Raw genomic sequence first — 11915 nt, 5'->3', positions numbered from 1 at the left:
CGCTAATATACTAAAAATATTAGGTGTGTTTGCGGAGAATCAGAAATTTATTTCTTGTTTTTATTCACACTGCAAATAACGACAGCGAATCGGGAAAGATTTGGGAATATTCGCCTTTAGCTTTTCTTTTCAGATTCTTTAACAAGCAAAAACAGATGTATTCCTTCCTGCCACTTATAAGTCAGACTGAGAGAAGCAGAAACAGCAATAGAACGGGCAATGGCAAGTCCCAGACCGGTAGAATCTTTCTTTCCGTCGATACTGCGATAGAAACGCCGGAATAGCTTTTCTCCATCCAATGGATGTTCGCCACTATTTTTAATAATCAATGAAGAAGGCGTCGTTTCAATATGCAACTCTCCCCCCGCATGGTTGTGTACTAAGGAGTTTTTCACCAAATTGGAAACCAGAATCTGTGCCAGAGACAAGTTACACCGGATCACGAAAGGTTCTTCTCCCTTTATACGTACCAGATGTATCTTTTTCCCTTCATATATATCCATCAAATCGGGCAATAGTTCATCCAAAACTTCATCTACAGAAACATCTTCCGTTTCGGTATATTGCCCATTCTCAATACGGGACAACAACAATAAAGACTTATTCAGCCTGACCGCCCTACCCAATGTAGTGTATATTTCATCCAGTTCTTTCAACTGTTGCTCGGTCATCGACTCATTCTCAGCAAGCAGTTCTACCTTGCCACGCACAATGGCAAGTGGTGTCTGCAACTCATGCGAAGCATTTTCTATAAACTGCTTCTGCTCTTCATAAGCTTTATAACTACGATTTCCCATATCCACGGCTGCCTCTCCCAACTGCTGGAATTCCCGTATCTTCGTAGGATTATCCAGCACCGGAAGCTCTTTCCCCGGTTGAATTTGTTGCAACCAGTCCAGCAAGCGCTGCAATGGGCGGAACACACGTTGCAATATCAGGCGCGTACCGATAGACGTACAAATCAGGAAAAGTAAAAACAGTGCTCCCAGATACCAAAGAATGGCTTCCACCATATCATCACGTTCCAGAATGGAAATCATCAGTTCCAATTCATAATACTGTCCGTCCGGCATACGGAAAACTGTTTTCAGCACCCGCACCGGTTCATCCTCATCTTCGCTTTCGATATAGACAGTAGAGTCATAGAACTCTTCATCATAGTCTTCTGCCTCTTCTTCGGATATAGGCCGGAATTTATAAAAAGACATCAGCGTCCCCTCTGTTTCAAGAACAGACGGGTCCATCAAGGCATTATTAATCAATATCTCACTATAGTTTTCAAGCGTGTCATCCGTTTCATCCATCACTTCATCAATAATGGCATAATAAAACAACACACCCCATGTAGCCATCAGCAGAAGTAGCAGTAACGAGAGCTTTCGGTAGGTATAATGGAGAAGTTTCATGACTCGGAAAGTTTATAGCCAAAACCATATACCGCTTTCAGTTCCACGGTAGCATCAGCCTGTTTCAATTTCCGGCGGAGATTTTTCACCTGAGAATAAATAAAGTCCAAAGAATCTGCCTGGTCAATATTATCGCCCCATACAGACTCTGCAAGGCTCATTTTATTAATTACACGATTAGGGTTGACTATAAAGTAATAAAGTAAATCGAATTCTTTCCGGTTAAGTTGCAAAGGCACTCCCCCGACCTCCACTTGCCGTTTATCAGGATAAAGCAACAGATTCCCCACCGTAATGGAAACATCCCCTTTTGCCTGCCTCCGACGAATAACAGATTTTACCCGCGCATTCAGTTCCGCCAGATGGAAAGGTTTGGTCAGATAATCATCAGCTCCCAATTCCAATCCTTCTACTTTGTCATCCAAGGAATCTTTTGCTGAAATGATTAATACACTGTCACTACGATGGAGTCGTTTAAGTTCGCACAACAAATCCAGACCACTTCCACCGGGCAACATGATGTCCAGTAAGATGCAGTCATAATCGTAGTCATTCACTTTGTCCAGTGCCGAAAAATAATCGGCAGCAGTTTCCACTACGAAGTGTTCTTTCAAAAGGGAAATGCGGATTGTTTCCCGCAAATCCGGTTCGTCTTCTACAATCAGGATTTTCATACCGGCAAAGGAAACTCATAAATTGGGAAACATTCTGGAATATCTTATCAAATACTGTCCGTTTCGTACACTTCTTCCAGTAATTCTTCTTTTGCTATAGAAATCTTGCCATCAGCAGATACAGTTATTGATAACGGAATATAAAGATCGGACTGCGGATAGCAGATGCTTGCTGCATAAACCATGCCTTTCGATGTGTTTTTATCGTACACCAATCCTTCAAGAATAGAGTGTTTCAAGAATTTAGCACCCACCAATGAGGCAAAACTCTCCTTGGTGAATTCTTTATTCACAATAGACTTACCACCGGAAGTTATACGTAGTGTAATACGGTTATCTACAAATTTTTCTCCCTGTTCATTCGTTACAACAGGCAAACTGTCATCCGGGCGGCGAATCACATTCGAGTGATACTCCTTACCATTATAAGTAAAACTCATTTTACTATCAGACACCTGCATACGTTGCAAACCGTTGGCATCCACACTGTCTTTCATCAATACCTGCACATCTTCCCCATCTCCTTTTTTCTGAGAAGAACAAGCTGACAACAGCCACACGGCCATACATATCCAGAAGTAAAATACATTTTTCATTCTGCCATTTGTTTACAATTAACGGAACAAAGGAACGAAAAGAGAGGCAAAAATACAAGGGAAAGCCGGAATAAATGAAAAACGGACGGATAATGCTCCGCCCGTTTTTTGAACTAATACCTTCTTTATTCTTTTATATTACCTATTGAATCCTGTTGTTTATAAGACAAAAATAAAAGCGAAAAGTTTAATGGAACTTTTCGCTTTAACATAAAACAATATTTCTGTTTGTTTTTTATAAGTCTCAGGCCTTCAAAGTTTAAGGCTCATCCAAATAGCGAACAATGATTGAAACCTGCTTAGGGAAAAACGTACGTGCCCTAGGCGTATAGCCTGTGTGAAGCAATGCTGCATAAAGTTCTTTATTTCTCCTTATCCAGCGAGTCAATGTCCGGATAGCACAACGTTCAGTTATATCAGGACAATACAGGTGAGCTAATTCTTTTTTCTTGTACGTCCGGATCTGAAACACAAAATCATCTTCTATCATCATAATGTTTAGGTTTATTGCTTGTAAAGATACAACATTCAAAAGGCGAAGTCAAGTATTCAGGCAAATAATTCAATACTATTTATCCTAACGGATCATCTTCGATGCCTCCGTCACCACCTTGGTCAGGATCAGGGGTTGTACCTCCGGAAATCGCAGTGTTTCCTGAAGCCATACGCGTCAGACTGGCGCTCTTCAGCATATCCAGGAAAATAGTACCCGGAGTAAAGATTATCTTCCTGCGGCAAATTGTACTTGCCGTTACATCTTCTAACTTATCCTGACTTTTAGCCTGGATTCCGGGACGGAAACAACCAAAATCTCCTAATTGTACAGAGAATCCCTTGTTAATATTCAATTTCAAAGTATCAATCAATGCATCCAACACAAATTTCACTGCACCTCTTGGCACCAATCCCACTTTTGTCACCTCTTCACATAATTCATCAAACTCAATCATTCCAAGAGTACGCGACTCTGCAACAAACTTTTCTGCTTTTTTTTCATCAAAACCAAACACTCTTTTACTTACAACATAGCGAATAGACATAATTTTTTAATTTAAATGATTAATAAATGTTCTTTGTTTGTGATCACGTTGCAAAGATACTATGCTGTAAAAGTGGAGTGGTGCTTTAACGGTGACCTAGGGGTAATTAAAAGGAAATAAAATCATCCCACACCCATATGAACCTTATATTCCCTTGATTATTACTCTTAATATAAGAATATTCTTATACCAAAACGTTAGCCAATAAAGATATTAGTTTCAACTCAAACTAAAAAGATATGCCAGCGGGAAGTCATTTATCTTCTGGATGCATTTTCAAATAGTCATAGGCTGCTCTTGCCAATTTATAGCCCCAATACAATCCAAGTAAAAGGAAAAATAAATAAGACAATAAAATAGGAATATCTTTACTGATTACAAAACGATATAAAACCATAATCATAAAATAATTCCAGAAAACTCGATTTACTATTATGTTCGAATAATAATAAAATTTATATATCAGTTTCTTTATTTCCATTCTTTCTTTTATTTATGATTCTACAACTTATCAATACTAATAGTAATATAAAGAAAACTACACCATAGTATTGATCTATCACTCCCAAATTGATAAAATCGTCAAAAAACATCATTTTGACTGCAAATATCAATGAAGCATATACCGCTATACTATTTATAATATTTATATATTTCATAAGAATAAATAAAAACAAAGATAATTATTAAAATTAGTAAAGCCTATACACTAGTCTCTGGTTTTTTATAAAAAGCCTCTATTTTCATTTTACTTCTCTACCAGAAGAGCAATGCCATAAAAAAATGATTTTACAAATAAAACTTCTTTTTGTATACATAACCTATATCCTTTATTGTTAGCACCTTCTCTGGATGTTTTCATCACTTATAAAACAAGTAAGTGATGAATACATCTTTTAACTGTTATTGCATCTATCAAATGATACTAATTAAAAAGCTTTCTTATATAAGTTGCACATATATCATATATAAGTAGTCCTGGCAATAAAATCAAAGGAAAAAGTATTGCTAATAAAAAAGCGAACTCTGATCGTAGAGAGAAAAAGAGTAACCAAATAACAACACTTGATATAAGAAATCTAGTCCATTCTCTAGTGGTCGCTGCTTTGCGAAAATTGAAATGGACATCCTTCAATCTCATATAAACCAATGACACATCAGTAATAAAATAAAGATCACCATATATTAGAATTACATAATCAAGTGCTGCATAGAAATTTCCCATATGCCAAACCATTCCAAACACCAATGCAATACTAATCCAAATTTTTTTACTTATTTTCATCATAATCGATTATCCCATTAACTGTTCTACTACTAATATTACTGATAGCAATACTAACTGAATTTGCTGTTTTATCTCCATACTTCATTGCTTTTTCATTTGCTACTCGTAGTTGTACCCTCAGCAAACAATCCACCAAAAGGATAGTAATGATTAACTTGTTCCGCAATCCATTGACTCCTATTCCAGTAAGTCACTACACGATTATTACCCTGATGATCTTTCAGATAATAATGGTAAGTAGGTGCCGTACCATTAAGAGTGATATAACCATCATCAGTAAGTATCTTGCTTAAAATTTCATTCTCATAAACCATATTACCACAATAATCAGTCTTATCAGTTCGTGAAACTTCATTTGTTGCCAAATCTTTTAAATTACCCATAGCAACTACGACATTGCAATAAATGTTATTATCAATTTCACTTATAACCTTAAATGTAAATTTACTTCTTTGTGAATAGATTACATAATATGACTTTATATTGATTATCTTTCTATAAAACAACATTAGCAGCATTAATTAAATATTACAAATAGAACTATTAAATTTCTTATTATATTAATCAAGTTTACGGGTATATTTTGGATAATTATTGCATAATTTATTTATACTAGACCCAATACATTTACATTTCAATTTAGGAGGATCATAATAGCCTGTAGCAATATTAGTTACCACCCTTTTATAATTAGAAGCATCACCTCTGCAAAAATAATAGTGCGCAGCCTTTGCAGCATCATTAATTGTAAATTCAGGAATCATTCCCTCTTCCAGCATCTCAGTCAGTATATTATATCTTTTAAAAACAGAAAGTGCCTCCTCTGTAAGCGGATAATTATCATCATCCCAAAAGAAAAGTTTACCCTCTATTATAACATACCGCGATGGAAGTTTACCCTTACTTCCTATGACAGCATCCGGATAGTACCACTCTTTATCATCTTCCATTCCACATATATCCACAACTAAAATATTTTGATACACAGTATCCAAAACCCATCTCGATTGTTCTGATTGGAAAGATAATTTCACCAACGTATCTTCGACCGAGACCTCAAATACTGAATCCTTTTTAAATAAAGAACATTTAGCCACAAAATCGGATATGACCACATTTATAAAATCCTCGGTTTGATAAGCTTCCTTTTGAGGTATCACAATCAAAGATTTACAACCACTAAGTAAACAGCTGATAATAATAATCAAAAAAATATTTCTCATATGCTTCTAAAAATTAGAATAATACATAAACCATTTAGATTTGTTACCTTGTAAATCATATAATGAGGATTTTGTTAATTCTAACAATTCTTCCAGATTCAAATTCTATTATTCCCAGATTGGGAGCAATAGACTTTTCAAAATAGAATACAATAGAACTATTAAATTTCTTATTATATTAATCAAGTTTACAGGTATATTTTAGATAATTATTGCATAATTTATTTATACTAGGGCCAATATCATTTACATTTCAATTTAGGAGGTTCATAATATCCTGTAGCCACATGCGTTACTACCCTTTTATAATTGGAGACATCATTCCTACAAAAATAATAATCTGCAGCTTTTGCTGCATCATTAATTGGGTTATCAGGAAGTGCTCCTCTTTCCATCATCTCAGTCAGTATATTATATTTCTTAAAAACAGAAAGTGTCTCTTCTGTAAGTGGATAATTGTCATCTTCCCAAAAGAAAAGTTTACCCTTTACTATAGCATACCTCGATGGAAGTTTACCCTTACTTCCTATTACAGCATCTGAAAAATACCATTCTTTATTGATTAAACCAAAAACATTTACAACCAAAACATTTTGATACACAGTATCCAAAACCCATCTCGATTGTTCTGATTGGAAAGATAGTTCTACTAACGTATCTTCAACTGAAACCTTAAATACTGAGTCCTTTTTAAACAAAGAACACTTGGATACAAAATCAGATATGGCCACATTTATAAAATCTTCGGTTTGATAAGTTTCCTTTTGAGGTATCACAATCGAAGATTTACAACCACTAAGTAAACAGCTGATAATAATAATCAAAAAAATATTTCTCATATGCTTCTACAAATTAGAATAATACATGAACCATTCTAGTATATTACTCTATACAATGTAATATTATCAATAATTCATTATGCAAAGTGTTTACATATTATGTTATCATCTATTTTTTTATTTCTAGTTTCATGTATTCGATTGGAGGGAGGCTCTTTAAAAACTCATTAACATAATAATCAGCACTATCATTAATTTCCTCCAGTGAATAATCTGTTATTTGTATCAATCGATCCTGTTTTATCAGAAACTTTTGAGATTTATCATTCAAAGTATCTAGATAATAGATAGAATCAGAAGAATATCTAAATTTAGGAAAAACATATAAGGTGTCTTTTTCAACTGCATAAGTAGCAATAGTACCATAACCGAACTCAATGAAATCACATTGCCTTAATGGACCACCTTTTAATACTATATAGGAGGGAAAAGATTCTCCAACCCGTTCACATTCATAAATAGCTATACCTTCTAAGATTCTCGTACTACTACAAGATACTATAATAGTCATAGCAAGTAAATAGATTATCTTACTCATAGCATTATTGATTTGTGTTATAAATTCATAGGTAATAGAACCTCATAGTAGTCTATCGTAAATTGATAGTAGGGCCACAAACATTAATAAACTTCGGGAAAGTAGATGCTTAGAGGAAATTGATTAATGTCGTGGCAATGTAGTAATAAAAAACAAGAAGACAAAATAAAAACAAAGAATATTTACTCTGGATGAAACAATATTTTTCTCACCCCATAATATATACTACAGCTTTCCCCATCCCATGCTTTGCCAAAACACCTTCCTGTATGAAAGCATTCAATTCCACAATCGCCCGTTTGCGGCTGCGTCCGCTCAGTTGGGAATATTGCGTACGATTAATGCAAGGATATTTTTGCAAATATTCCTGCAAAAGCTTCAAACATTCTTCTTTAGATAAAGTACCGGAAACATCGGACGATGCTTCCTGAGCAGGTCTGCGTTCAAACGTAATTTTCTCATTCAATTCCCGAAAGAACTGTTTACTAAGGCGGAAATTCAATCCACGCAAGGATACGGATGCCGAACGAATTTCTTTCTTATCCATCACTCTACGACTGCTCAGCGAAGGAGTGAAATAGCCGAGATCACCAAATTCTACCGTCCAACCATTAGCCAGGGCATCACGCAGTTCATCCGTAAAAGCTTGCATTGCTCCCTGAAGCAAACTATGGCTAATACCCGTGAAACGATGGACACGGTCAATAAATTCTTCCTGCCCCATAGTACCTTTGGGGATAAAACGGGCATACAAAGGTTGAGGTTTACCCGTATTCTGTACGTCGGGACTTTCAAAAAGGTCATAATAAGCGCTCATAATCTTCTTTCTTTAATTGATTAATTAAGTTACCAGTGAAGGCTAAGGCGCTTTTCCGTAAGGACTAAAGACTAAGACAACGGAAGTTTATTCGTCCCCTTATAAGGAACATTGCGTCCCCTTATGGAGGGACGCAATGTTCCTTATAAGGGGACGTAATGTTCTCCATGGTGGAACGCATTAGTATTCGCAGGCAAAGGTACTAAATTCTTCTATGATCTATACTGCCCCAAGAAGCTATATCTCTTACAAACCTATAAAAAGGTAAAATCTGAGATATAAACGATACGACAAGCATAGATTATGAATGCAAAAAACGAATAAATAACTATCTTTGCCGGCTCATAAAAAAACACATACATAATGACAAATATTAAACTAACAGCTTTATTAATCATTCTCAGTCTCTTAGCCAGTTGTTCTGAAGAGACAATCATCAACTATATTGATCCTCCAGTTCCCGAACGTACACAAGGAGTCATAAAAGTCAAGGCGGAAGATTACACTCCGGAAGTTTCCATATTAATGTTACAGGATGGGGAATCAGAGGATATTCTGTTCGATGCCAACCAAAGAAGTTTCCGTGTCAATGCCCCACTACAAGTGTCTATCAACGAAAAACAGGAACTCTTCGTCCGCTTTTTCTGCCCGCGCCCGATTAAGAATATGAAAGTTTGGGCAAGCATTGTCGGTTACGATGAAGAATTTCTGCTGGCTGATTTTGAAACGGTGCCCGGCTTCATTGAGTTTCATAAAGCGCTTCCCATGATTTCCGGAGACAAGGAATATACCACTGCTTCCGGAAAAACAATCGTGATCAAAGCTAATCCCCATATCAGTGCAGCAGATTTGACTTTACGCATCGACTGTGAAGATCCGCTTTATAAGAAAATGATCAGTGTAATACCTCAGTATAAAGTTTCTTTCTCTGCCTATAGCCGCCAAGGAAGCTGGGCTTATCCGATACGCCCAGCCCATTGTCGGGAAGGCGTGGCTCTGATGTTAAACCTGGCATACGCATTCTCTTCACAGGAATTCGCAGACGAACTGGAGAAATACAGAGGAAAGCTACATAGCGATAATAATAAGACAGTCATCAATGTCGATCAATTGAAGCAGAAAGTACTAAACCACGGCGCATACCTTCTCGGACACGTCAGTGGTGTAAACGGTTTGGGTGGAGGCAGTACTTTAGGTCTGGCAGAATGGTGTTTCCTACAACATTATCCCGATGATGAATACAACATACACACCGTCTTCCACGAAATAGGGCATTGCCTCGGATATGGACACGACGGTAACATGACCTATGAGCAGACAGGCCCCGGATGGATCACCCTGGGACGTGCTGTCTATCTGAAGTTAGGTCAGGAGAAACGTCTCCCTGTTTACTCACGGCGTTTTATGCATACCCGTAAAAATGCGACTACTCTATACGGCAGTTCTAAATATGTAGGTTCCACATTCGTCATAGAAGATCCGGAACTGGATGCAATAGACGGCGGCCTCGGTTTTCATCCGGTAGAAGACAACGAAAACATTGCAGACGGTACCCCATTATCGGTGTCATTAAAATGGTCGGACGTACCCGAAGCTACAGAAACAACCTTCAAGCCTAAGGATGTTACCGCCTATCAGGATCGCATTTACATAGTCAATAATGCTACCGGAAACTATAGTGTAGAAGTCTTCCAAGAAAAGAACGGGCAAGTAACCCATTGTGGACGTATCAGAAACTGGATACGCAACGGCACATCCGAAACATTTGCCAGTGAGCCCAATGGCATTACAGCCGCCCACGGCAAAATATATGTAACCAATACAAGTAGCCGGACAGATGTTTTTGATGCCACGACACTTGAATTTATAACATGTATCGGAAACGGCCAATGGGGTGAAGGCAGCTATCAAACCGTACATGCTTTCGAAGCTTTAGTAAAAGACGGTTGTGTATTCATCCGTGATAAAAGACGTGTTTGCGTCTTTATGGAAAAAGATGTCACAGCGGATAATTGTATGCGCATACCGAACTATTGCCGTTTCAACAATGTAGGTGAAGTGATGGGAACATACGGAATGACAATAGACAAGGACAATATACTTTATACCACCCACATTGGTAAAAAGGAAATCTATGCCTATGATCTTACTACCATGCGTGAGCAGAAAGTATTAAATCCGGTCCGCACCCTGAAGTTGCCAACGCAAGCTTATGATGTGGTATCCTGGGACGGTCGTATGTTTGTGACTTTAAATCAAAAGACAGAATGTCTTGTAGAAATAAATCCTCAGGATGGAAGCATCTTAAAAGACTATTCTACCATAAACGGAAAGTCTTTTAGCAATCCGGAGAAAATAGCCCTGGCACGCCAGACTCTTTTTGTGATAAACCGCGGAACAGGTACAGTGACAAGCATTCCATTAAATGAATTGAAATAAGAAGAAAGAAATGAAGATAATATATATACTATTAGCAGGTTTATGCCTGCTCTCATGCGAAAAGACAAAAATAGAAGACGTAATCAGGGAAGTGGAACCGGAACAGCCTTCATCCATACATTATTACTACTCTTACAAAGCCGGAGAGGTGATTAATGCAGAAAAACTCGGATATGCTTCCGGTGAATTCATGCCCGGTTGTACATATATATACGGTGACACTCTCTTCGTAGCCAATACTCAAAACGGACATTTCAGTGTGGAATTATATAGCCTGTCCGCTCATCAGAAAATAGGTTCATTAAATACATGGACCTACAATGGTACAACGCAAACATTCAACAATTATGTAGAAGCCATTTCCGTAGCTAATGAGAGGCTTTATCTCGCCAATATAGGCTCGTGCATCGATGTATTCGATATACATACACTGAAATTTATCACCCGAATTGGGAACCGTAACTGGGGGCATGGAAATACGCAGTTGTTTCACACCCATGCAATGGCTATTGTGGACGATTACATAATAGTGCGCATGAAAAATGGCCTGCAAGTAACCTTACAAAGTGATGTGAGTGCAGAAAAATATCAGAATATAAATTACTACTCACGTGGAAGTCTGGATGGTTTCGATGTAAACAACGGATTTTATCCGCACCAGATGGCAGTGGATACAACCGGATTGGTATTTCTCGCCGATTACGGACAATACGGCAACCGGAAAATACATGTGATCGATACTACCCTTATCCAAAAGGGAAGCAATATCACAATGACTACCAGTCAGACGCTTCCTCTGGAATTTAATCCCAGAGGAATAGCCCTATACAAAAATCTGATGTACATCTCAGCATCCGACGGTAGTATCCGGTGCTATGACAGAGAGAAAAAGAAATTCTTCCTGACTCTCAAATCAGTGCCGGGCTATACATTCAAAGGCGGACAGAAGTTGTTGGTTCATAACAACCGGCTATGGGTCACAGATGTCTCAACGAGAGAAATCGTCGGAGTAGATATATTCCGTAATGTGATTGAGGAATATGATTAATTACAGG

The 11915-nt window shown here is 37.4% G+C and carries 12 protein-coding genes; 2 read left to right on the top strand and 10 right to left on the bottom strand.

Annotated elements, in window-relative coordinates; translation table 11 throughout:
* Positions 1–116: 116 nt before the first annotated feature.
* The 10 genes from DWW10_RS04875 to DWW10_RS04815 all read right to left on the bottom strand — a co-directional run bounded on the left by DWW10_RS04875 (position 117) and on the right by DWW10_RS04815 (position 8421).
* A complete protein-coding gene (locus DWW10_RS04875; RefSeq protein WP_022393311.1) occupies positions 117–1406 on the bottom strand; it encodes a sensor histidine kinase in 1290 nt (429 codons plus the stop codon).
* Positions 1403–2080 carry a response regulator transcription factor gene (locus DWW10_RS04870; protein WP_022393312.1) on the bottom strand — a complete coding sequence of 226 codons (678 nt, stop codon included), beginning with the start codon at positions 2078–2080 and terminating at the stop codon, positions 1403–1405. Before DWW10_RS04870 ends, DWW10_RS04875 begins: the two co-directional genes overlap by 4 nt.
* A gap of 47 nt (positions 2081–2127) precedes the next feature.
* Entirely contained in the window at positions 2128–2676 is a 549-nt protein-coding gene (locus tag DWW10_RS04865) for a DUF4738 domain-containing protein (RefSeq protein WP_022393313.1), read from the bottom strand.
* Positions 2677–2935: 259 nt separating this feature from the next.
* The gene (locus DWW10_RS04860) at positions 2936–3169 is read right to left on the bottom strand and encodes a DUF4248 domain-containing protein (protein WP_022393314.1); all 234 of its coding nucleotides are present in this window, start codon (positions 3167–3169) and stop codon (positions 2936–2938) included.
* Between the two features lie 79 nt (positions 3170–3248).
* A complete protein-coding gene (locus DWW10_RS04855) occupies positions 3249–3716 on the bottom strand; it encodes an HU family DNA-binding protein (RefSeq protein ID WP_022393315.1) in 468 nt (155 codons plus the stop codon).
* A 1380-nt stretch (positions 3717–5096) separates the two neighbouring features.
* A complete protein-coding gene (locus tag DWW10_RS04835; RefSeq protein ID WP_147350460.1) occupies positions 5097–5387 on the bottom strand; it encodes a hypothetical protein in 291 nt (96 codons plus the stop codon).
* 177 nt (positions 5388–5564) lie between these two features.
* Positions 5565–6227, bottom strand: a complete 663-nt coding sequence (locus DWW10_RS04830; RefSeq protein ID WP_022393319.1) for a hypothetical protein — start codon at positions 6225–6227, stop codon at positions 5565–5567.
* A gap of 242 nt (positions 6228–6469) precedes the next feature.
* Positions 6470–7066 (bottom strand): hypothetical protein, encoded by a 597-nt coding sequence (locus tag DWW10_RS04825; protein ID WP_118420933.1) that lies wholly within the window; start codon positions 7064–7066, stop codon positions 6470–6472.
* A 109-nt stretch (positions 7067–7175) separates the two neighbouring features.
* Positions 7176–7604, bottom strand: a complete 429-nt coding sequence (locus DWW10_RS04820) for a hypothetical protein (RefSeq protein ID WP_118420932.1) — start codon at positions 7602–7604, stop codon at positions 7176–7178.
* 208 nt (positions 7605–7812) lie between these two features.
* Positions 7813–8421 (bottom strand): HU family DNA-binding protein, encoded by a 609-nt coding sequence (locus tag DWW10_RS04815; RefSeq protein ID WP_022393321.1) that lies wholly within the window; start codon positions 8419–8421, stop codon positions 7813–7815.
* Positions 8422–8784: 363 nt separating this feature from the next.
* Between DWW10_RS04815 and DWW10_RS04810 the strand changes: the two genes are divergently transcribed.
* Positions 8785–10860, top strand: coding sequence for an NHL repeat-containing protein (locus DWW10_RS04810; RefSeq protein ID WP_022393322.1), 2076 nt, complete (start codon positions 8785–8787; stop codon positions 10858–10860).
* 10 nt (positions 10861–10870) lie between these two features.
* Positions 10871–11908 carry a YncE family protein gene (locus tag DWW10_RS04805; protein WP_022393323.1) on the top strand — a complete coding sequence of 346 codons (1038 nt, stop codon included), beginning with the start codon at positions 10871–10873 and terminating at the stop codon, positions 11906–11908.
* The last annotated feature ends 7 nt before the right edge of the window (positions 11909–11915 follow it).

Origin of the sequence: Bacteroides intestinalis, from assembly GCF_003464595.1 — a bacterium.
Classification (GTDB): Bacteria; Bacteroidota; Bacteroidia; order Bacteroidales; family Bacteroidaceae; genus Bacteroides; species Bacteroides intestinalis_A.
Note: the sequence above shows the minus strand (reverse complement) of the source record. Positions and strands in the feature narration are given on the sequence as shown.